This is a genomic window from Pseudomonas sp. Marseille-Q8238, assembly GCF_965111915.1.
In genome coordinates this window covers 1,259,359-1,278,993 of the sequence record NZ_CBCOPI010000001.1, presented here as the reverse complement: position 1 = coordinate 1,278,993, position 19,635 = coordinate 1,259,359, and the positions used below count along the sequence as shown (strand labels likewise).

Sequence of the window (19,635 nt, the reverse complement as noted above, 5' to 3'; positions counted from 1 at the left end):
GTGAACCAAAGCATGACCTGGCTCACTCCTGCCCCTCGCCCGTGCTTGCCGCCTGCAGCGCTCAGCCGATAGCATGGCGCGTTCGGCCATTCGCCTCGCCACAAGGACTGTCACCCATGAGTGAATCCATCACCCCCAATCCCTACGCCGCCCCCAACAGCAATCTGCAGGAAGTGGTCAGCAACCAGCAGGCCCCGAGCATCGCGGAAGCCCTCAACCGTGGTTATGACTTCACTCTGGGCGGGGTGATCGACGATGCCTGGCAGCGCGTCAAGGGGACCAAAGGAATCATCATTGGTGGCTTCCTCATTTTCTACGTGATCATGTTCATGGTCACCGGCATTCTCGGCCTGCTCCTGGGTCTGCTCGGTATAGGCACCGACGGCGGCATGCTGAGCATGTTCGTCAGCCAGATACTCGTTTCCGTAGCCGGTTCGGCAGCGACCTACCCGTTCCTGGCTGGCCTGAATATGGTGGGTATTCGCCGGGCTGCTGATCAGCCGGTGACATTCAACGAGGTATTCAACCACTTTGGCCGCTTCGTCCCGCTGCTGATTACCGGCCTGCTGATGATGGTGCTGGTCTATGTCGGTCTACTGCTGTTCGTCCTCCCTGGTATCTACCTGAGCGTGGCCTATATGCTGGCCATTCCGCTGGTCGTGGAGCGCGGTCTGTCCCCCTGGGAAGCGCTGGAAACTTCGCGCAAGGCCATTACCCAACACTGGTTCAAGGTCTTCTTCCTGTTCCTGGTCCTGGGCCTGATTCTCGCGGTCAGTATCATTCCGCTGGGCATCGGCCTGATCTGGACACTGCCGCTGTTCATCATTGCCATCGGCGTGCTGTACCGGACCATTTTCGGCGTATTGCCAGTCGCCAACTGACCTTTTGCCTTCGGGCCGCACCGCGGCCCGATTGCATTTCTGCCCTGCTGCTGACTAGCATCAGGCTTTCCTCGATGCAGTTGAGCGATGCACTCCAGTCCACTATCTGCCATGCATGACCTTCCCCGCGCCGGACAACGGCTGCTGGATACCCGTCATCACGTGGAAACCCCGGAAGGCATCGACCTGGTCCTGCGCCCAGCCGGCGTGCTGCCGCGCATTCTGGCGTTCCTCATCGACCTGCTGATCCGTGGGGCCATCCTGCTGGTGGCTTTCATCGTCCTGGCGATTCTCGGCCAGTTCGGCATCGGCCTGGCGAGCATCCTGTATTTCCTCATCGACTGGTGGTACATGGTCCTGTTCGAAGTGCTCAACCAGGGCCGCTCGCCAGGCAAACAGGCACTTGGGCTTCGCGTCGTACATGACGATGGCACCCCGGTCGGCTGGGGCGCCTCATTGACACGCAACCTGCTGCGTTTCGTCGACCTGCTACCCGTCGGCTACTGCCTGGGCCTAGTCAGTTGCCTGAGCAACCCCGCATTCAAACGCCTCGGCGATCTGGCCGCCGGAACGCTGGTGGTATACCGCGACGAAAGCAGCAAGCGCCCGGCGATTCCGGAGGGCGATGCCGAGCGCGCACCCTTCCGCCTTGAGCTCGATGAACAACGCGCCCTGCTCGGTTTCGTCGAACGACAAGGCGGCCTGTCCGCCGCCCGGCGTACCGAGCTGGCAAGTATCCTGGCCGCCCCGCTGGAGGTCCCGCCTGAACAAGCCGAAGCCCGCCTCAATGGCATCGCGCGCGGCCTGATGGGGTCCGCATGAAGCAGCACCTGTTCGAACAACGCCATGCTGCCGACTGGCAACGCTTCACCACACAATTGGAAGCACTGGAACGCGGCAAGGCCGAAGCCGCCTCCTGCGAAAGCTTCGCAGCCGACTACCGTCATCTGTGCCAACACCTGGCACTTGCCGAAGAGCGCGGCTACAGCAGCCACCTGATCGACCAGCTACAGCAGTTGGCCATGCGCGGTCATCAGCAGTTCTACCGTCACCGCAGCCATCTTGGCGCGCAGATGATCAGCTTCATTCTCACGGGGTTTCCCCAACTGATTCGTCGGGAATGGCGGGTGGTATCGATTGCCAGCCTGGTGTTCTTCGGCAGCCTAATCGTCATGGGCCTGCTCACCTGGCGCTTCCCGGATCTCATCTACAGCCTGCTCGACCCGTCGCAGGTCAGCAACATGGAACACATGTATGACCCGGATGCCCGTCGCATCGGCCGTTTCAACGAACGCGACGCCGGCGATGACTGGATGATGTTCGGCTTCTACATCATGAACAACATCGGCATAGGTTTTCAGACCTTCGCCAGCGGCCTACTGTTCGGCCTCGGCAGTCTGTTCTTCCTGCTGTTCAACGGCCTGATGATCGGCGCAGTCGCCGGTCACCTCACGCGCATTGGCTACAACGAGACTTTCTGGTCATTCGTCATTGGTCATGGCGCCTTTGAGCTGACGGCCATCGCCTTTGCCGGTGCCGCCGGGCTCAAGCTGGGCTGGGCCCTGCTTGCACCGGGTCGCCTGCGCCGCAGCGAGGCCTTGCGCCAGGCCGCCAGGCACGCCATTCAACTGGTTGCCGGGGTCATCCTGTTTCTGGTCATCGCCGCCTTCATCGAAGCCTTCTGGTCATCCATGACCTACACCACGCCCACCGTCAAATACCTGGTGGGTGCCGGATTATGGACGCTGGTCATCGCCTATTTCGTTTTTGCCGGACGCCATCGCCATGCGCCTGACTGACGCCAGCGTCGCCATCCGCCCGCGCAGCGCCTGGGAGGCAGTCGACCTTGGTGTGCTGCTCGCGCAACGTCATGCCGGCCTGCTGATGGCCAGTTGGGCGGCCCTGACGTTACCGGTCTTCGCCCTGATCACCCTGCTGCTATGGCGCTATCCAACCCTGGCCGCCCTGCTGTTCTGGTGGTTGAAGCCTGCCTGGGAACGCTTGCCACTGTACATCCTCTCCCGTGCGCTGTTTGGCGATGTGCCCACGTTCAAGCAGGCATTCAAGGCCTTGCCGGGATTGCTCAAGCCCCAACTGTTCGCCAGCCTGACCTGGCGGCGCTTCAGCCCGACACGCAGTTTCGATCTGCCCGTACTTCAGCTCGAAGGCCTGCAGGGCGACGCGCGCAGCAAGCGCCTGGTGGTGTTGGGCCAGAGCAACAGCAGCGGCGCTACCTGGCTGACCCTGCTCGGCATTCACCTGGAAGGCATATTCTGGTTCGGCCTGCTGGGGCTGTTTTACCTCATGCTGCCGCAACAGATCGAGGTCGACTGGAACTGGCAAAGCCTGCTGCAGTCTAGCCAGGGCGACTGGCTGTGGATGGAACACCTGTCCAACCTGCTCTATGCCCTGGTTCTGGTGTTCTGGGAGCCGATCTATGTCGCCTGCGGCTTTACCCTCTACCTCAATCGCCGCACTGCACTGGAAGCCTGGGACATCGAACTGGTGTTCCGTCGTCTGCGCCAGCGCCTGACCGGCAGCGCCTATGCCCTGCTGCTGGCATGCGCCCTGTTCACCCTTATCCCGAGCGACAAGACCTGGGCCGCCGACGCGGCGACCAGCAGTTGCCCAGTACCGGTCCAGGACCCCAACGGCCCGGAAGCCGAACGTCTGCTCAAGCAGCCGCTGAACAGTACTGCCGCGCAAGCCAGCATCGGCCAACTGCTTGATGAACCACCCTTCGAGAACCGCGAAACCGTGACACGCTGGCGCTTCGCCGACGAGCCCAAGAAGAAGGAAGAGCCCACGCCTAAGGACGAGAAGAGTGAAGGTGCCGGCAAGCTGCTTGAGAAACTGATCGACTACTTCAAGCACCTCAGCCTGGTCGCCCAGGTCTTCGAAGTCATCTTGTGGACGCTGGTGATCAGCCTGATCGTCCTGCTGGTGTGGCGCTACCGCGAATGGCTGCAGACCTTCGCCAGCCGCCTCGGCTTGCCGCAGCGCCGTATCGTACGGACCATGCCCAGCCAGTTGTTCGGCCTGGAAGTGGCGCCGGAAAGCCTGCCAGAGGATGTTGCCAGCACGGTTGAGCGGCTGTGGGCCGAGCAACCACGCGAAGCCCTGGGCTTGCTCTATCGCGCCCTACTCAGCCGGTTGCTGCATGATTTCCGCCTGCCCCTGAAAGGCTCGCACACCGAAGGCGAAGTGCTGCAACTGGTGCAGCGCCTCGACCAGGAAGAACTGAGCCGCTTCAGCGCGGTATTGACACGCCACTGGCAAAACCTCGCCTACGGCCATCGCCTGCCCCCGGACAACCTCAAGCGCGGCTTGTGTGAAGGCTGGCGACGCTTGTTCGGCCAGAGAGTGGCCGCATGAAGCGCATCAGCCTGCTGCTCATCGGCGGTGCCCTGCTGGTCGGCCTGACGCTGCTGGGCAGCCATCTGGCGGGCAAGCTGCAGCCCTACGAGAAGACCATCAAGCATGGGCCGGCACCGGAAGTGGCGGCCAACCCCTATCTGGCTGCCGAACTGTTTCTGCGCAAGCAGGGCATCAGCGTGCAACGGGCCGACGGCCTCTCGGTGCTGCGTGAGCTGCCGCCCGCCGGCCAGACCCTGATGCTGCTCGGTGGCCGTGCCGACATGACGCCTCCCCAGGCCAAACGCGTGCTGGACTGGACAGCCAAGGGTGGCCACCTGCTGATCGTGGCGGAAAGCCTCTGGGACGAGGAGCGTGGCAAAAGCGATGACCTGCTTCTCGATACGCTGGGCATCCAGCAATCCCTCAGCGACGAGCTGGACGCCACGGACAGTGAGGCAGAAGAAGAAACACTCGAACAGGATGACGAGCACGATACACCGCTCGAACAGCCATCGACCAAGGACAAAGAACAGGATGTTGAAGAAGAAACCGAGCCGTATCCGGAACTGACCAAGCTCTACCTGGAGAACGAAGAAGCGCCGGCTTACGTCGACTTCGACACCGACTACCACCTCTACGACGCCAAGAACCGTGCCCATGCCTGGGCCAATAGCGCCAATGCCACGCACATGATGCAGCTCTACCATGGCGATGGCCTGGTGACGGTGCTCACCGATGCCTGGATCTGGCAGAACGACGACATCGGCAACTACGACAACGCCTGGCTGCTCTGGTACCTCAGCCAGGACAGCGCCGTGACCCTGATCTACAGCACTGATCGAGACAACCTGTTCAGTCAGCTCCTGGAAAACTACCCGCTTGCGCTGGCAACCCTGGCGTTGCTGATCATTCTCGGCCTGTGGCATGTCGGTCTGCGCCACGGCTCTCTGCTGGCACGCCCCAGCCATGCCCGCCGTCAGTTGGAAGAACACCTGCGCGGCAGCGCTGACTTCCTCTTGCGCCGTGTAGGCCAGCAGCATCTGCTGCAGAACCTGCAACGTGACATTCAGCGTCGTGCCCGGCACCGTCACCCAGGTTTCGAGCGCCTCGCCATTGCCGAGCAATGGCGCGTACTCAGCCGCCTGACCCGTTTACCTTCCAGCGCCATCAGCCAGGCCATGCGCCCCATCCCTGCGCAACGCCTGTCCGCTGCCGACTTCACCCGTCAGGTCGCCAACCTGCAAACCCTCAGGAATGCCCTATGAGCGAATACACGCCGGACCCGCAAATTCCTTCGACGGATACCCCCGAGGTGCCAGCCAGCCCCACGGCTGCCGTCACGCCCACTGAATCCCCGGCTCCTGCGCCAGTGGCAGCAACGCCTCCGGCGAGCAGCCAGCGCCAGCGGGCCAGCCAGATGCTGCAGGCCCTGCGCAGCGAGCTGCAAAAGGCACTGATAGGCCAACAGGCGGTAGTCGACGATGTACTGACCGCGCTGATCGCCGGTGGCCACGTGCTGATCGAAGGTGTACCCGGCCTGGGCAAGACCCTGCTGGTACGCGCATTGGCACGCTGCTTCGGTGGCGAGTTCTCGCGCATCCAGTTCACTCCGGACCTGATGCCCAGCGACGTCACCGGCCATGCCGTGTACGACATGCAGAGCGAGCAGTTCAAGCTGCGCAAAGGCCCGGTGTTCACCAACCTGTTGCTGGCCGACGAAATCAACCGCGCCCCCGCCAAGACCCAGGCCGCACTGCTGGAAGTGATGCAGGAGCGCCAGGTAACACTGGAAGGCCGTCCCCTCGCCGTGCCCTTGCCATTCATGGTGCTTGCCACGCAGAACCCGATCGAGCAGGAAGGCACCTACCCACTGCCGGAAGCCGAGCTCGACCGCTTCATGCTCAAGCTGCGCATGGATTACCCACAAGCCGACGAGGAACTCAACCTGGTACGCCAGGTGACCCGCTCCGCCAAGGCCGACATGCTCGACGTGGCGCCCCTGCGCACGCTGCTGCAGGCCAAGGACGTGCTGGCCCTGCAGAAGATCGCCAGCGACCTGCCCATCGACGAACAGGTTCTCGACTATGCCGTGCGCCTGGCCCGTGCCACACGCACCTGGCCTGGCCTAGCCATCGGTGCAGGCCCCCGTGCATCCATTGCCCTGGTGCGCGGCGGGCGCGCCCGTGGCCTGCTGCGTGGCGGCGACTTCGTCGTGCCGGACGACATCAAGGGCTGCGCGCTGGCAGTGCTGCGCCATCGCGTACGCCTGTCGCCAGAGCTGGATATCGAAGGGCTGTCGGTCGATCAGGTGCTCCAGCAACTGCTCGATCAGGTTCCGGCGCCGCGCCTGTGATGCCGGCTTCCGCCCCCATACGAGGCCTGCATCCGGCATGAAACCCTCGCGCATCCTGCTCGCCCTGCTCGGCACTCTGCTGGTGCTCGCCATTGTGTTTGGCACCTTGCCGCTGCTGCGGATCAGCCTGCCGGCAACCCTGCCCGTGCTGGGTTGGAGCCTGCTGCTGGCCGTGCTCTTGCTGGCCGCAATCGATGCCCTGTGGTTGCGCCGCCTGCCATCGCCACGCGTGGAGCGCGAACTGCCTGGCAACCTGCCTCTGGGGCGCTGGAGCGAGGTCCGCCTGACCCTGCACCATGACTACAACCATGCCATGCAGGTCGAGCTGTTCGACCATGTGCCCGAGCGCATGGATTTCGACTACCTGCCGCAGCACGTCGAGCTGCGCCCCGGGGAGCAAACCCAGTGCGGCTACCGCGTGCGCCCGCTGCTGCGTGGTCATTTCCACTTCAGCCGCTGTGAAGTCAACCTGCCCAGCCCGCTACGTCTGTGGCAGGGGCGCCGGTATGTCGACCTTCCCGGCGAAACCCGCGTCTACCCAGACTTCGCCCGCCTGTATGGTGCCCAGTTGATGGCCGTGGACGACTGGCTCAGCCAGATGGGCGTACGCCAACGCCCACGCCGTGGCCTTGGCCTGGAATTCCACCAGCTGCGCGAGTTTCGTGAGGGCGACACGCTACGCCAGATCGACTGGAAAGCCACCGCCCGCAAGCGCACCCCCATCGCCCGTGAGTATCAGGACGAACGTGACCAGCAGATCGTCTTCCTGCTCGATTGCGGTCGACGCATGCGTAGCCAGGATGGCGACCTGTCGCACTTCGATCACGCCCTCAATGCCTGCCTGCTGCTCAGTTACGTCGCCCTGCGCCAGGGCGATGCCGTGGGCCTATCGACCTTTGCCGGCAACCGTGATCAGTATGTCGCCCCGGTCAAGGGCCAGGCCCAGATCAGTACCTTGCTCAACGCGGTGTATGCCCTGGATAGCACCCGCCGTCCCGCCGACTACGCCGCTGCCATCAATGGCCTGCTCGCGCGCCAGCGCCGCCGTGCCCTGGTGGTACTGGTAACCAACCTGCGTGATGAAGACGATGAGGAACTGCTCGGGGCCGTCAAACGCCTGAGCCGCCAGCACCGGGTATTGATCGCCAGCCTGCGCGAGGAAGTGCTCGACCAACTGCGCCAGGCCCCTGTCGACAATTACGAACAGGCCCTGGCCTATTGCGGCACCGTTGGCTACCTGAATGCCCGAGCCGGCCTGCACGAGCGCCTGCTGGCCCATGGCATCCCGGTACTCGATGCACGGCCGGGCGAACTCGGCCCGGAGTTGGTCAGTCGCTATCTGGCCTGGAAAAAGGCCGGCGTGCTGTAGCGTTCAGCGCAGACTGCCTGATCTTGGAGCCTGTTCACGATCTGCTGAATTAAGGCCAGGCAAGGCAAAAATGGCTGAGGAGCGAACGGGGTCCACATTCGGATTTACAGCATTCCGACCGGGCGGGCGCTCCAGGGCATTTTTAACGCGGCATGGCCGACAGTCAGGAGATCGTAAGCAGGCTCTTAGCCAATCAGGATGACAGCCCAGACCAGGGCAATCAGGCTCAGGGAAACGAACTGGGCCGCACTGCCCATGTCCTTGGCGTTCTTCGACAACGGGTGGCGGTCCAGGGAGATACGGTCGATCGCCGCCTCCACCGCCGAATTGAACAGCTCGACGATCAACGACAACAACCCGACGGCAATCATCAGCGCCCGCTCCACCGGGCTCACGTCCAGCCAGAACGCCAGCGGTATCAACACCACATTGAGCAGAACAAGCTGACGGAATGCCGCCTCGCCGGCGAATGCCGCGCGCAGGCCGTCCAGCGAATAGCCAGCGGCATTGAAGATACGTTTCAGGCCGGTCTGGCCCTTGAATGGTGACATGCGATGACTACCCGAAGATGAAAGGGCACCAGCATGCCTGCGGCACCGTCAAAAAGCTGTGAAGGACTAGCCTGGAATCGATTCCATCTGCTGCAGCAGCAGCGCTGCCTGAGTCCGCGTACGCACGCCCAGTTTGCGGAAGATCGCGGTCACGTGAGCCTTGATGGTGGCCTCGGAAACACTCAGTTCATAGGCGATCTGCTTGTTCAGCAGCCCTTCGCAGACCATGGTCAGCACGCGGAACTGCTGGGGCGTCAGGCTGGCCAACCCGGCGCTCGCCGCCTTGGCCTCTGCCGATACGCTGACCACCTCTGAGGTTTGCGGCGGCCACCAGACATCACCGTCGAGCACTTGGCGCACAGCCTGCTGAATGGTTTCCAGAGAGCTGGACTTGGGGATAAAGCCACTGGCGCCGAACTCACGCGAACGTGCCACCACTGCTGCCTCTTCCTGAGCCGAGACCATGACCACCGGCACCTGAGGGTATTGCCCGCGCAACAGCACCAGGCCGGAAAAGCCATAGGCGCCCGGCATGTTCAGGTCGAGCAGCACCAGGTCCCAGTCGCCCTTTTCCCCCAGACGCGCTTCGAGTTCGGCAATGCTGGCCGCCTCGACCAGGCGTACATCCGGCCCCAGCCCCAGATTCAGGGCCTGGTGCATGGCGCTGCGAAACAGCGGGTGATCGTCAGCGATGAGGATTTCGTAAGCGGCCATAGCGTTCCCTGTTCTTGTTGTGGGCCGGAGCAGACGGCCTAGATCGGACTCGGCGCGCCTGGGAAGCGGCGCCAAGCATGCCCAGCCTGGCCGGGGTGGTCAAGTTTCCTGCTTTCGGGCAAAGTCGCCGGCTTTCCTGCCGAGAATGATCATGCACCGCCAAGCCCTGCGCGCCGACCTGTTGATGCTCCTGACCGCCATGATCTGGGGTTCGTCCTTTGTTGCGCAACGTCTCGGCATGGATGCCATCGGCCCCTTTCTTTATACCGGCCTGCGTTTCGCACTGGCGACCGTGGTACTCCTCCCGCTGGTCGTCCTGTTGAGCCGCCGTGCAGGAGGCAAGGCCCCCCAACCGATCAACCGCGGCTTGCTGCTCGGCGGCACGGTCATGGGTCTGGCCCTGGCACTGGGTATCAACCTGCAACAGGTCGGCCTGCTCTTCACCAGCGTGACCAATTCAGGCTTCATCACCGGCCTCTATGTGATCGTGGTTCCACTGCTCGGCCTGTTCCTTGGCCACAAGACCGGCCTGGGTATCTGGCTTGGTGCGGGTCTAGCCGTCGTGGGCATGGTCCTGCTCAGTGTGGGTGAAGGTTTCCATGTCGCCTCCGGGGACTGGCTGCAACTGGCGGGGGCATTCGTCTGGGGCGCGCACGTGTTGTTGGTCAGCTTCTTCGCCAGCCGCCACGATCCGCTGCGCCTGGCACTGTTGCAGTTCGCCGTCTGCGCGGTAGTCAGCCTGGCACTGGCCATCGCCCTGGAGAAGATCGAGCTGGCGGCCATTGTGACTGCGGGGCCGGCACTGTTGTATGGCGGCCTTCTGGGGGTCGCCGTTGGCTTCACCCTGCAGGTCATTGCCCAGAAGCATGCCATTGCCTCGCACGCGGCCATCATCCTGTCACTGGAGGCGGTATTCGCCGCCATTGCCGGCGCCATCTTCCTTAGCGAAGCCCTGGCACTGAAAGGCTATATCGGCTGTGCCCTGATGTTCTCCGGCATGTTGCTCGCCCAGCTATGGCCGAAGAAGGCCGAACGCCCGGCCTGAATGGCCGAGGGAACGGGTCCTATCCAAGAAAGGGCTTGAGCGCCTGGTGGGTGGGGCTGCTCTCATCCACCGGCCAGTGATGCTTGGCCCCCAGGTAACGCTCACTGAACAGATCCAGCCAGGCATCCAGGGCCTGTGCCGCCCGCTGGTCACCGGCCAGTTCAAGACACAATGCCGCGACTTCCGCGGTGCACAGGTGCTCATCACGCTTGGAACGACGCAAACGGTAACGTGACAACTGCTCCGGCTGCAGGCTGAGTACCGGCAACTGATCGAGATACGGGCTCTTGCGAAACATCTTGCGTGCCTCGCTCCAGGTCGCGTCGAGCAGGATGAACAACGGCCGCTTCCCGGACGCCTGCGGCAGCTCGGTGATTACCCGCTCGGGCGCCACATATTCGCCGGGGAACACCACGCATGGCTGCCATTGCGGGTCCTGCAGCAGCTCGATCAGTTTGCTGTCGACCGCCGTACGCTGCCAGCCAAAGGCATGGGTATCGGCAATCAGGTCGGCGATCAGCCAACCCGTATTGCTCGGCTTCAGCGCCTCCACGTCATACATCACCAGGCACATGCCCGAACGCGCGTCGACACGCGGTTGCCAGGCACACAGGCAATGGCTGAACAGCACCCGGCACTGCGGACAGCGGGGAGCCCGCGAGCCACGCGCAACAAAGGGCTTCAGACTGCGAGCCAGGCGTTCAGCGCGCAAACGGGAAACGGCATGACTCATTGGCGATCTTCATGGCAAGGAATAAAGAGGGCCGGAAGTCTAGAGTAAGATGCCAGTCAACTGAACCCGCCCTCTGTCGGCCGGTCGAAGGATTCAGCCTTTTCCAGGAGATTATCCATGCCCCGCCTCGTCACCCTGCTCGTACTCAGCCTGATCCTCCCAGCAGCCCATGCAGCCTCCCTGAAAGACTATGAGCTGACCCAAACACTGGAAAAGGTCGCGCGTGAGAGCAGTGTCGGGACACCGCGCGCCATCAACGAAGACCTGCTTGACCAAGGCTACACGGTCAATGGCAACGAACTGATCAATCACCTCAGCGTACGCCCGGCCCATGCCGCGCAGATGCGTGGCAATCCCGATGCCGTACGGGCACAGCTGGGAAATAGCGTGTGCAACAACACCGGCTACCGCAAACTGCTCGCGCAAGGTGCCGTCCTGAGTTACGAGTTCACGGAATACAAGAGCAATCGCTCGGTAACCACCGAGAAGTTCAGCAAAGCCGACTGCGGTCTCTGACCACCAACAGCTGGCAAGGAGCGCAGGGCCGCTCAACAGCCAGCGGTTGCCGCTCACCAGACTCCTCCGCTGTTACCTCAAGGCTCGATGAGCCCCTCAAAGTGTCACGCCCCGTCCATACTTTGAACGGGCGCACGGCTTCATGGCACAACCAGCCGCCCTGGAAAAAGGAGATGTATCCATGCCTTATGAACCGGACGACTACCTGTCTCGGCATGTGCAAACCAGTGCTATCGACCTGACCGGCAAATTGACGGAGATCACTGCACTCGCGGTTCCTCCCGCCAGCCCGAATCGTGCCCTGTACCAGGAAATGCTCACCACCGTCATACGCATGGCCCAGGCAGACCGTAACCGCTGGGATGCCAAGATCATGCTGCAGACCCTGCGTGAAATGGAACATGCCTTCAGCGTCCTCGAACAGTTCAAACGTCGCCGCAAAGTGACGGTATTCGGCTCGGCGCGTACTCTTCCGGACAACCCCACCTATTTGCTGGCACGCGAACTGGGGCAGACCCTGGCCAATCTTGGCCTGATGGTCATCACCGGGGCTGGCGGCGGCATCATGGCCGCAGCGCATGAAGGCGCAGGACGCGACAATAGCCTAGGCTTCAACATCACCCTGCCTTTCGAGCAGAGCGCCAACGCCACCATGCATGACAGCGACAACCTGCTGTCCTTCCACTTCTTCTTTCTGCGCAAGCTGTTCTTCGTCAAGGAAGCCGATGCTCTGGTGCTCTGCCCTGGCGGCTTCGGTACGCTGGATGAAGCGCTGGAAGTGCTAACCCTGGTGCAAACAGGCAAGAGCCCGCTGGTACCCATCGTTCTGCTCGATGAGCCCGGTAGCCAGTACTGGGAAGAAGCCCTTCGCTACATTCGTGAGCAACTGCTCGAGCGTCGCTACATTCTGCCCAGCGACATGCAACTGGTCCGACTGGTACACAGTGCCGAAGAGGCCGGGCAGGAAATCGCCCGTTTCTATCGCAACTTCCACTCAACACGCTGGCTCAAGGGCACCTTCCTCATCCGCATGAACCATCCGTTGAATGATGCTGCGATGAAAACCCTGGACAGTGAATTCAGCGACCTGTGCCTGAATGGGGGCTACCAGCAGCAGCCTGGCAGCGATGTGGAAAACGACGAGCCTGAGTTCAATGAACTGACACGCCTGGCCTTTGCCTTCAATGCCCGCGATCACGGCCGCTTGCGCGAGCTGGTGGACTACATCAACCTGCCGCAGAACTGGACACCGAACGCCTGAGCCACAGCTATTCGCTGCCGATAAAAGAAGCCCGGAGACTCAGCTCCGGGCAAAGGGGAATTCAATCGAGATCGGCACCACGTAGCAGGCGGCCAATCTGGTCCAGGGCAAATCCTCGATAACTGAGAAAACGCCCCTGCTGAGCCCGCTCTTTCATATCGGCAGGCTGGCTACCGAACCTGCGCTGCCACAGCTCACGCAACTGGGCATTCCAATCGACATTTGCCTCGCTCAGCGCCTGCTCGATATCCGCACGGGCCAGGCCGCGCTGGCTCAGTTCTTCACGAATCCGTAGTGGCCCATAACCAGAGCGTGCCCGACTGCTGACAAAGCTGTGCAGGTAACGCGCCTCGGAAAGCAGGCCATCCTCGGTCAAACGGTCAAGCGCAGCGTCAATCAACTCAACCGGTGCGCCGCGCTTGCGCAGCTTGCGCGTCAGTTCGACACGACCGTGCTCACGGCGTGCCAGCAAGTCCATCGCAGCACGGCGTACAGCAGCGGGTGTATCGAGAATGACAGGCACCGGACACTAACCTATGGATCAGGCGTCAAGGTCGGCCAGATCGTCGGCCTCGGCGGTTGCCCCGGCGCGAGCAGGTGTCACGGGAACCAGCAGCTTCTCGCGAATGATCTTCTCGATGGCGCTGCCCACTTCCGGGTTATCCTCCAGGTACTTGGCCGAGTTGGCCTTGCCCTGACCGATCTTGTTGCCCTGGTAGCTGTACCAGGCACCGGACTTCTCCAACAACCCCAACTGGACGCCCAGGTCGATGACCTCGCCAGTGCGGTAGATACCCTTGCCGTAGAGAATCTGGAACTCAGCCTGGCGGAATGGTGGAGCAACCTTGTTCTTGACGACCTTGACCCGGGTTTCGCTGCCGACCACTTCGTCGCCTTCCTTCACGGCACCTGTACGACGGATATCCAGTCGGACGGAAGCATAGAATTTCAGGGCGTTACCACCCGTGGTGGTTTCCGGGCTACCGAACATCACGCCGATCTTCATACGGATCTGGTTGATGAAGATCACCAGGCAGTTGGCATTCTTGATGTTGCCGGTAATCTTGCGCAGAGCCTGGCTCATTAGACGGGCTTGTAGGCCGACGTGCATGTCGCCCATTTCGCCTTCGATCTCGGCCTTGGGCACCAGGGCCGCCACGGAGTCGACGATAATGACGTCGACCGCGTTGGAACGGACCAGCATGTCGGTGATTTCCAGCGCCTGTTCACCGGTATCTGGCTGCGATACCAGCAGGTCGTCGACATTCACGCCCAGCTTGCCGGCGTAGTCAGGGTCCAGCGCATGCTCGGCATCGACGAAGGCACAGGTCGCACCCAACTTCTGCGCTTCAGCGATCACGGAAAGAGTCAGTGTGGTTTTACCCGAGGACTCCGGCCCGTAGATCTCGACGATCCGGCCTTTTGGCAGACCACCAATACCCAGCGCGATGTCGAGGCCCAGCGAGCCGGTGGAAATGGCCGGAATGGCTTGGCGATCCTGATCGCCCATGCGCATGACAGCGCCTTTGCCGAACTGCTTCTCGATCTGGCCCAGAGCCGCCGCCAAAGCACGCTTCTTGTTGTCGTCCATTTCCATCCTCACGTATCAAGAGGGCCTAGCGCCCACCAACAACTGTATAAGTAGACAGTAGTATTTCACAAGGCAAGTCGCCCGCCTACCCCTATTGCGGATTTTCTCCTGCCGCCAGTCGGAGCAGCCCCTGCAAGGCGCACTCGACGGTACTGCGCCGCACCTGATCGCGATCACCAGAGAACTGTTTGCGCAGGCTGACCAGCCGCTGGCCGTCGCCCCAGGCCAGCCACACCGTACCGACCGGCTTCTCTGGCGAGCCCCCTCCAGGGCCTGCCACACCGCTCACCGCTACGGCAAAGCGTGCATCACTGAGAGCCTGGGCGCCACGGACCATCGCTTCCACCACCTCCCGACTGACCGCGCCGACCGTGATGAATAGCTCGGAAGGCACCCCCAGTTGTTTCGTCTTCTGCGCATTGGAGTAGGTGACATAGCCTGCCTCGAACCAGGCAGAGCTGCCCGGGACCCGGGTGACGGCCTCGGCGATACCGCCCCCCGTGCAGGATTCAGCCGTGCAGACATGAGCACCAAGGGGCAGCAGTTGTTCACCCAGCCGTGCGGCCAGGGCAGTAAGGGAATCCATATGTTCTCCGGGGTGAAGCGGGCCAAAGGGATACCGTACACTACGCGCTTTTGCGATTTAACCCGGACAGCCAGAACGATGAGTGATCTTTCCGCCCACACCCCGATGATGCAGCAGTATTGGAAACTGAAGAATCAGCATCCGGACCAGCTGATGTTCTATCGCATGGGCGACTTCTACGAGATCTTCTACGAGGACGCGAAAAAAGCAGCGGCGCTTCTCGATATCACCCTGACGGCCCGTGGCCAGTCCGCCGGGCAGGCCATTCCGATGTGCGGCATTCCGCACCACTCCGCCGAAGGCTACCTGGCCAAGTTGGTCAAGCTGGGCGAATCGGTGGTGATCTGCGAACAGATCGGCGACCCGGCCACCAGCAAGGGGCCGGTCGAACGCCAGGTGGTGCGCATCATCACGCCGGGTACCATCAGCGATGAGGCCCTGCTCGACGAGCGCCGCGACAACCTGCTCGCCGCCGTACTGGGCGATGAGCGCCTGTTCGGCCTCGCCACTCTGGACATCACCAGCGGCCGCTTCACCGTGCAGGAACTCAAGGGTTGGGAAAACCTGCTGGCCGAGTTGGAACGTTTGAGCCCGGCTGAACTACTGATTCCCGATGACTGGCCACAAGGCCTGCCGGTGGAGAAACGTCGCGGCACACGTCGCCGGGCGCCGTGGGATTTCGAGCGCGACACTGCCCGCAAGAGCCTGTGCCAACAATTCGCTACCCAGGACCTGAAAGGCTTTGGCTGTGAAAACCTGACCCTGGCCATCGGCGCCGCCGGCTGCCTGCTGGCTTACGCCAAGGAAACCCAGCGCACCGCCCTGCCGCACTTGCGCAGCCTGCGCCATGAGCGACTCGATGACACCGTCATCCTCGACGGCGCCAGCCGCCGCAACCTGGAGCTGGACGTCAACCTCGCCGGCGGGCGCGACAACACCCTGCAGTCGGTGGTCGACCGCTGCCAGACCGCCATGGGCAGCCGCCTGCTGACCCGCTGGCTGAATCGCCCGCTGCGTGATCGCGACGTGCTGGAAGGTCGCCAGGACTCCATCACCTGCCTGCTCGATCATTACCGCTTCGAGCTGATCCAACCACAGCTCAAGGAAATCGGCGATGTCGAACGCATTCTGGCGCGCATCGGCCTGCGCAATGCCCGCCCGCGCGACCTGGCTCGACTGCGTGACGCCCTGACCGCCCTGCCCGAGTTGCAAAACGGCATGGCCCAGTTGGAAGTCGCTCACCTGAAAGACCTGGCACTGAGCATTCGCACCTATCCGGAACTCGCGGAGCTGCTGCAGCGCGCCATCATCGACAACCCGCCCGCGGTAATCCGCGATGGTGGCGTGTTGAAGACAGGCTACGACGCCGAACTGGACGAGCTGCAATCGCTGAGCGAGAACGCCGGTCAGTATCTGATGGATCTGGAAACCCGGGAAAAAGCCCGCACCGGCCTGGCCAACCTCAAAGTCGGCTACAACCGTGTGCACGGCTACTTCATTGAACTGCCGAGCAAACAGGCCGAGCAGGCACCCGCCGACTACATCCGCCGTCAGACGCTGAAGGGTGCGGAGCGCTTTATCACGCCCGAGTTGAAAACCTTCGAAGACAAGGCGCTCTCCGCCAAGAGCCGTGCCCTGGCCCGAGAGAAGCTGCTGTATGACGAGTTGCTCGAGCAACTGATCGGTCATCTGGCGCCCCTGCAGGACACCGCCGCCGCTCTGGCCGAGCTGGATGTACTGAGCAACCTGGCAGAGCGTGCCCTGACGCTCGACTTCAATCGCCCACGTTTCGTCGAAACGCCCTGCCTGACCATCGACCAGGGACGCCACCCGGTGGTCGAGCAAGTCCTCACCACCCCGTTCGTCGCCAACGACCTGCGCCTCGACGATGCCACACGCATGCTGGTCATTACCGGTCCGAACATGGGTGGTAAATCGACCTACATGCGGCAAACCGCGCTGATCGTTCTGCTCGCGCATATAGGTAGCTTCGTCCCCGCTGCGAGCTGCGAGCTGTCTCTGGTCGATCGTATCTTCACGCGGATCGGCTCCAGCGACGACCTCGCGGGAGGACGCTCGACCTTCATGGTGGAAATGAGCGAGACCGCGAACATCCTGCACAACGCCAGCGACCGCAGCCTGGTGCTGATGGATGAAGTCGGACGCGGTACTAGCACCTTCGACGGCCTGTCGCTGGCCTGGTCGGCTGCCGAGCAGTTGGCCAACCTGCGCGCCTGGACCTTGTTCGCCACCCACTATTTCGAACTGACCGTCCTCCCTGAAAGCGAGCCGGTGGTCGCCAACGTGCACCTCAGTGCTACCGAGCACAACGAACGCATCGTCTTCCTGCACCACGTGCTGCCTGGCCCGGCGAGCCAGAGCTATGGTCTCGCGGTAGCCCAGTTGGCCGGGGTGCCGGCACCGGTCATCGCCCGTGCACGGGAACATCTGGCGCGCCTGGAAACCACCAGCATGCCCCATGAGGCGCCACGCAGCTCGCCGGGCCAGCCGCCAGCGCCCATGCAGAACGATCTGTTTGCCAGCTTGCCGCATCCGGTACTGGAAGAACTGGGTAAGCTCGATCCGGACAACCTGACGCCACGTGCCGCGCTAGAGCTGTTATATGCATGGAAGACACGAATCTGACAGCACGCCTCGCAAGCTGGTAGAATCCGCGCGCTTTTAAGATTGTCCGGTATCCTAGCCTGAGCCGAGACTGTCACTTTCCGCGCCGCAGAACCTCTTAGAATGGGCACGGCCGCTGTCTGAGGAGAGAATCAGAACATGACTTTCGTCGTCACCGACAACTGCATCAAGTGCAAATACACCGACTGCGTGGAAGTTTGTCCGGTGGACTGCTTTTACGAAGGCCCGAACTTTCTGGTGATTCACCCGGACGAGTGCATCGACTGCGCCCTGTGCGAGCCAGAATGCCCGGCCCAGGCCATCTTCTCCGAAGACGAAGTCCCGGACGATATGCAGGAGTTCATTGCGCTCAACACCGAGCTGGCAGACGTCTGGCCGAACATTACCGAGCGCAAGGATGCCCTGCCTGACGCCGAAGAATGGGATGGTGTGAAGGACAAGCTGCAGCACCTTGAGCGCTGATACAAGCGCCACATAAAAAGGCCCGCTCACTGCGGGCCTTTTGCTATGCGGTACTTTTTCACGGGCAAAAAAAAGGGGCGGTTATTAGCCGCCCACTCTTTTTTCCCTACTCCCTCTCTTTCCTACTCATCATCCTGATGAACTGCATCCTGCAGTGGTCCTGACTATCGTCCGTGACAGCCTGCGCCTATCCCTTGGCACAGCTTCATAGTAGCTATTCGACAGCCTTAAACAACTTGTCGAGAACGGATGAAAAGAGCTGTCAGCGATCTCCAATAATTTTAAAAATCATAAAAATCAAATACTTAAGATAATACAAGCCGCAACCTAGACGATGGAATGCAGGCTTTTCCTGAAATCGCCTACATGCCGTGTAAGCAATCACTTACATGGCGCCCAGAAAAAAACCCGGCCATGGCCGGGTTTTCTTCACTTACGCAATCATTGGAACAAGGCATCACTCGATAAACCATTCTTTTCTAATATTTCCCGGAGACGCTTGAGCGCTTCGACCTGAATCTGGCGCACCCTCTCTCGGGTCAGGCCAATTTCCTGGCCGACTTCTTCCAGCGTACAACTTTCATGTCCTCGCAAACCAAAGCGGCGCACGACCACCTCGCGTTGTTTTTCGGTCAACTCCGACAACCACTGATCGATGCTCTGGGAAAGGTCATCGTCCTGCAGCAACTCGCAAGGATCGGTGGGCTTTTCATCCGTGAGGGTGTCGAGCAGGGTCTTATCAGAGTCAGGCCCGAGAGAAACATCGACCGACGTCACCCGCTCGTTGAGGCCCAGCATGCGCTTGACCTCCCCCACCGGTTTCTCCAGCAGATTGGCGATTTCTTCGGCTGACGGTTCGTGATCAAGCTTCTGCGTCAATTCCCGCGCAGCCCGGAGATAGACGTTGAGTTCCTTGACCACATGAATGGGCAACCGGATCGTACGGGTCTGATTCATGATCGCCCGTTCGATGGTTTGACGGATCCACCAGGTGGCGTAGGTCGAGAAGCGGAACCCGCGCTCCGGGTCGAACTTTTCCACGGCCCTAATCAGCCCGAGATTACCTTCCTCGATCAAATCCAGGAGGGAAAGCCCCCGATTCACATAGCGCCGGGCGATCTTCACCACCAGACGCAAGTTGCTTTCGATCATCCGTTTGCGGCCCGCAGGATCGCCCTTCTGCGCCAGACGCGCAAAGTGCACTTCTTCCTGAGGGGTGAGTAATGGCGAGAAGCCGATTTCGTTGAGGTAGAGCTGAGTGGCGTCTAGCGCCCGGGTGTAGTCGATGTACTTGTGTTGCTTTAATGCGGTGGTCGACTGTCTGGATTTGGCGCTGGAGCGCTGTGGCTCGGTATCCTCACTGAGCCCATCTTCCAGGACGATGCCGGGCTCCATGAGAAGCACGTCATCATCGACGTCAAACTCCGGCGCTTCTTTAGTGAATGCCATTGTTGTTGTCCTTTACTTGAGTTCGACAACAAGCTCTGGCGACGCCCCTTCCAGCTCTACCAAAGGAGATCCAGCTCCTCAAGCCCGTCTATGACAGACCTGTTGCCTTCACTGCACCCTG

Annotated in this window: 19 protein-coding genes; 12 read left to right on the top strand and 7 right to left on the bottom strand. The window is 61.6% G+C overall.

Features of this window, described 5'->3' with window-relative positions; translation table 11 throughout:
• The first annotated feature begins 116 nt into the window (after positions 1 to 116).
• The 7 genes from ACWPW0_RS05765 to ACWPW0_RS05735 all read left to right on the top strand — a co-directional run bounded on the left by ACWPW0_RS05765 (position 117) and on the right by ACWPW0_RS05735 (position 7,960).
• A complete protein-coding gene (locus ACWPW0_RS05765) occupies positions 117 to 881 on the top strand; it encodes a hypothetical protein (protein ID WP_454254702.1) in 765 nt (254 codons plus the stop codon).
• Between the two features lie 111 nt (positions 882 to 992).
• The gene (locus ACWPW0_RS05760) at positions 993 to 1,703 is read left to right on the top strand and encodes an RDD family protein (RefSeq protein ID WP_454254701.1); all 711 of its coding nucleotides are present in this window, start codon (positions 993 to 995) and stop codon (positions 1,701 to 1,703) included.
• Positions 1,700 to 2,680 carry a stage II sporulation protein M gene (locus ACWPW0_RS05755; RefSeq protein WP_454254700.1) on the top strand — a complete coding sequence of 327 codons (981 nt, stop codon included), beginning with the start codon at positions 1,700 to 1,702 and terminating at the stop codon, positions 2,678 to 2,680. Before ACWPW0_RS05760 ends, ACWPW0_RS05755 begins: the two co-directional genes overlap by 4 nt.
• A complete protein-coding gene (locus tag ACWPW0_RS05750) occupies positions 2,667 to 4,256 on the top strand; it encodes a DUF4129 domain-containing protein (protein ID WP_447589831.1) in 1,590 nt (529 codons plus the stop codon). The genes ACWPW0_RS05755 and ACWPW0_RS05750 overlap by 14 nt, the downstream gene beginning before the upstream one ends.
• Positions 4,253 to 5,503, top strand: a complete 1,251-nt coding sequence (locus ACWPW0_RS05745; RefSeq protein ID WP_454254699.1) for a DUF4350 domain-containing protein — start codon at positions 4,253 to 4,255, stop codon at positions 5,501 to 5,503. The genes ACWPW0_RS05750 and ACWPW0_RS05745 overlap by 4 nt, the downstream gene beginning before the upstream one ends.
• Positions 5,500 to 6,591, top strand: a complete 1,092-nt coding sequence (locus ACWPW0_RS05740) for an AAA family ATPase (protein ID WP_447589828.1) — start codon at positions 5,500 to 5,502, stop codon at positions 6,589 to 6,591. Before ACWPW0_RS05745 ends, ACWPW0_RS05740 begins: the two co-directional genes overlap by 4 nt.
• A gap of 37 nt (positions 6,592 to 6,628) precedes the next feature.
• Positions 6,629 to 7,960 (top strand): DUF58 domain-containing protein, encoded by a 1,332-nt coding sequence (locus ACWPW0_RS05735; protein WP_454254698.1) that lies wholly within the window; start codon positions 6,629 to 6,631, stop codon positions 7,958 to 7,960.
• 185 nt (positions 7,961 to 8,145) lie between these two features.
• Here ACWPW0_RS05735 and ACWPW0_RS05730 read toward each other — a convergent pair whose 3' ends face one another.
• Both ACWPW0_RS05730 and erdR read right to left on the bottom strand, forming a co-directional pair.
• Positions 8,146 to 8,511: a diacylglycerol kinase gene (locus ACWPW0_RS05730; protein WP_447589824.1), complete on the bottom strand. Its 366-nt coding sequence runs from the start codon at positions 8,509 to 8,511 to the stop codon at positions 8,146 to 8,148.
• A 66-nt stretch (positions 8,512 to 8,577) separates the two neighbouring features.
• Positions 8,578 to 9,225, bottom strand: a complete 648-nt coding sequence (gene erdR, locus ACWPW0_RS05725) for a response regulator transcription factor ErdR (RefSeq protein ID WP_447589822.1) — start codon at positions 9,223 to 9,225, stop codon at positions 8,578 to 8,580.
• 151 nt (positions 9,226 to 9,376) lie between these two features.
• Here erdR and ACWPW0_RS05720 point away from each other — a divergent pair, with 151 nt between their 5' ends.
• A complete protein-coding gene (locus ACWPW0_RS05720) occupies positions 9,377 to 10,270 on the top strand; it encodes a DMT family transporter (RefSeq protein WP_447589820.1) in 894 nt (297 codons plus the stop codon).
• Positions 10,271 to 10,289: 19 nt separating this feature from the next.
• Here ACWPW0_RS05720 and ACWPW0_RS05715 read toward each other — a convergent pair whose 3' ends face one another.
• Positions 10,290 to 11,003, bottom strand: a complete 714-nt coding sequence (locus tag ACWPW0_RS05715) for a tRNA-uridine aminocarboxypropyltransferase (RefSeq protein WP_447589818.1) — start codon at positions 11,001 to 11,003, stop codon at positions 10,290 to 10,292.
• A gap of 117 nt (positions 11,004 to 11,120) precedes the next feature.
• Here ACWPW0_RS05715 and ACWPW0_RS05710 point away from each other — a divergent pair, with 117 nt between their 5' ends.
• Together ACWPW0_RS05710 and ACWPW0_RS05705 are read left to right on the top strand one after the other, a co-directional pair.
• A complete protein-coding gene (locus ACWPW0_RS05710; RefSeq protein ID WP_454254697.1) occupies positions 11,121 to 11,519 on the top strand; it encodes a quorum-sensing-regulated virulence factor family protein in 399 nt (132 codons plus the stop codon).
• Positions 11,520 to 11,700: 181 nt separating this feature from the next.
• Positions 11,701 to 12,780 (top strand): LOG family protein, encoded by a 1,080-nt coding sequence (locus tag ACWPW0_RS05705; RefSeq protein WP_454254696.1) that lies wholly within the window; start codon positions 11,701 to 11,703, stop codon positions 12,778 to 12,780.
• Between the two features lie 61 nt (positions 12,781 to 12,841).
• On the opposite strand, the gene recX is transcribed toward ACWPW0_RS05705, so the two are convergent.
• The 3 genes from recX to ACWPW0_RS05690 all read right to left on the bottom strand — a co-directional run bounded on the left by recX (position 12,842) and on the right by ACWPW0_RS05690 (position 14,957).
• Entirely contained in the window at positions 12,842 to 13,303 is a 462-nt protein-coding gene (recX, locus tag ACWPW0_RS05700) for a recombination regulator RecX (RefSeq protein ID WP_454254695.1), read from the bottom strand.
• 18 nt (positions 13,304 to 13,321) lie between these two features.
• Positions 13,322 to 14,371 carry a recombinase RecA gene (gene recA / locus ACWPW0_RS05695; RefSeq protein WP_447589810.1) on the bottom strand — a complete coding sequence of 350 codons (1,050 nt, stop codon included), beginning with the start codon at positions 14,369 to 14,371 and terminating at the stop codon, positions 13,322 to 13,324.
• Between the two features lie 91 nt (positions 14,372 to 14,462).
• Positions 14,463 to 14,957 (bottom strand): CinA family protein, encoded by a 495-nt coding sequence (locus ACWPW0_RS05690; RefSeq protein WP_447589808.1) that lies wholly within the window; start codon positions 14,955 to 14,957, stop codon positions 14,463 to 14,465.
• 78 nt (positions 14,958 to 15,035) lie between these two features.
• Here ACWPW0_RS05690 and mutS point away from each other — a divergent pair, with 78 nt between their 5' ends.
• Together mutS and fdxA are read left to right on the top strand one after the other, a co-directional pair.
• A complete protein-coding gene (gene mutS / locus ACWPW0_RS05685; protein WP_454254694.1) occupies positions 15,036 to 17,603 on the top strand; it encodes a DNA mismatch repair protein MutS in 2,568 nt (855 codons plus the stop codon).
• A 138-nt stretch (positions 17,604 to 17,741) separates the two neighbouring features.
• Positions 17,742 to 18,065 (top strand): ferredoxin FdxA, encoded by a 324-nt coding sequence (fdxA, locus tag ACWPW0_RS05680; RefSeq protein ID WP_447589805.1) that lies wholly within the window; start codon positions 17,742 to 17,744, stop codon positions 18,063 to 18,065.
• A gap of 441 nt (positions 18,066 to 18,506) precedes the next feature.
• Here the strand turns inward: fdxA and rpoS are convergent, their stop codons facing one another.
• Positions 18,507 to 19,514: an RNA polymerase sigma factor RpoS gene (rpoS, locus tag ACWPW0_RS05675; protein ID WP_454254693.1), complete on the bottom strand. Its 1,008-nt coding sequence runs from the start codon at positions 19,512 to 19,514 to the stop codon at positions 18,507 to 18,509.
• Positions 19,515 to 19,635 lie beyond the last annotated feature (121 nt).

Bases quoted from the DNA above. Each gene is read 5' to 3' on its own strand.
- ACWPW0_RS05740 (WP_447589828.1), top strand. From the start codon at position 5,500: ATGAGCGAATACACGCCGGACCCGCAAATTCCTTCGACGGATACCCCC.
- ACWPW0_RS05745 (WP_454254699.1), top strand. From the start codon at position 4,253: ATGAAGCGCATCAGCCTGCTGCTCATCGGCGGTGCCCTGCTGGTCGGC.
- erdR (WP_447589822.1), bottom strand. From the start codon at position 9,225: ATGGCCGCTTACGAAATCCTCATCGCTGACGATCACCCGCTGTTTCGC.
- recA (WP_447589810.1), bottom strand. From the start codon at position 14,371: ATGGACGACAACAAGAAGCGTGCTTTGGCGGCGGCTCTGGGCCAGATC.
- fdxA (WP_447589805.1), top strand. From the start codon at position 17,742: ATGACTTTCGTCGTCACCGACAACTGCATCAAGTGCAAATACACCGAC.
- ACWPW0_RS05710 (WP_454254697.1), top strand. From the start codon at position 11,121: ATGCCCCGCCTCGTCACCCTGCTCGTACTCAGCCTGATCCTCCCAGCA.
- ACWPW0_RS05720 (WP_447589820.1), top strand. From the start codon at position 9,377: ATGCACCGCCAAGCCCTGCGCGCCGACCTGTTGATGCTCCTGACCGCC.
- ACWPW0_RS05730 (WP_447589824.1), bottom strand. From the start codon at position 8,511: ATGTCACCATTCAAGGGCCAGACCGGCCTGAAACGTATCTTCAATGCC.
- rpoS (WP_454254693.1), bottom strand. From the start codon at position 19,514: ATGGCATTCACTAAAGAAGCGCCGGAGTTTGACGTCGATGATGACGTG.
- ACWPW0_RS05705 (WP_454254696.1), top strand. From the start codon at position 11,701: ATGCCTTATGAACCGGACGACTACCTGTCTCGGCATGTGCAAACCAGT.
- ACWPW0_RS05690 (WP_447589808.1), bottom strand. From the start codon at position 14,957: ATGGATTCCCTTACTGCCCTGGCCGCACGGCTGGGTGAACAACTGCTG.
- mutS (WP_454254694.1), top strand. From the start codon at position 15,036: ATGAGTGATCTTTCCGCCCACACCCCGATGATGCAGCAGTATTGGAAA.
- ACWPW0_RS05750 (WP_447589831.1), top strand. From the start codon at position 2,667: ATGCGCCTGACTGACGCCAGCGTCGCCATCCGCCCGCGCAGCGCCTGG.
- ACWPW0_RS05765 (WP_454254702.1), top strand. From the start codon at position 117: ATGAGTGAATCCATCACCCCCAATCCCTACGCCGCCCCCAACAGCAAT.
- ACWPW0_RS05715 (WP_447589818.1), bottom strand. From the start codon at position 11,003: ATGAGTCATGCCGTTTCCCGTTTGCGCGCTGAACGCCTGGCTCGCAGT.
- ACWPW0_RS05755 (WP_454254700.1), top strand. From the start codon at position 1,700: ATGAAGCAGCACCTGTTCGAACAACGCCATGCTGCCGACTGGCAACGC.
- ACWPW0_RS05760 (WP_454254701.1), top strand. From the start codon at position 993: ATGCATGACCTTCCCCGCGCCGGACAACGGCTGCTGGATACCCGTCAT.
- ACWPW0_RS05735 (WP_454254698.1), top strand. From the start codon at position 6,629: ATGAAACCCTCGCGCATCCTGCTCGCCCTGCTCGGCACTCTGCTGGTG.